Source organism: Brevibacillus borstelensis (assembly GCF_037834415.1).
Taxonomy (GTDB): Bacteria; Bacillota; Bacilli; order Brevibacillales; family Brevibacillaceae; genus Brevibacillus; species Brevibacillus borstelensis_A.
This window is the reverse complement of record NZ_JAUMSJ010000120.1, coordinates 1-472: the sequence shown is the minus strand read 5'-3', so window position 1 is coordinate 472 and position 472 is coordinate 1. Positions and strand designations below refer to the sequence as shown.

Here is a 472-nt window from a genome sequence, read left to right as displayed (position 1 = left end):
ATCTATTGGCTGCTTAGTCAGGAAGCTTTTTTAAAACTGTCTACAAACAGGGTCACAGTTCAGGCGGTAGATGCAGGCTTCTATACGGTCGGTTTACTTTACTATGATTCTGTCATCTTTACTAGTTGGTTGAGAGATGACCAAAAATTCAATTTCCTCGTTTGACTTGTTGAACATTTGATGCGGGATGAGTGGCGGAATTTCGATTCCCTCTTGTTGATTGATCGCAACCTCTTCGTCACCGATTATCATCGTTGCTGCGCCTGACAGGACGAAGAAAAATTGGCGAGACTTTTGATGGTAATGCTTTACCTCCGAAGTGTTTGCCGGCATTCGTTCGTGAATCACGCTTAGATCTTTGCCTTTCACTAAATGCCAACCGTCACAATTTTGGCCCCACACATAATGCTCGGCACTGTGTTTGCTTATTTTCATTTCCGCCACTCCCTTTATTTGCCGTTTCTTGTTACAC

At 43.4% G+C, this 472-nt stretch carries 1 protein-coding gene; it reads right to left on the bottom strand.

The genetic code is table 11. From position 1 onward, the window contains the following. Positions 1–93: 93 nt before the first annotated feature. On the bottom strand, positions 94–435 hold the full coding sequence (locus Q3F21_RS27220; RefSeq protein ID WP_340259731.1) for a cupin domain-containing protein: 342 nt from the start codon (positions 433–435) through the stop codon (positions 94–96). Between the last annotated feature and the right edge of the window lie 37 nt (positions 436–472).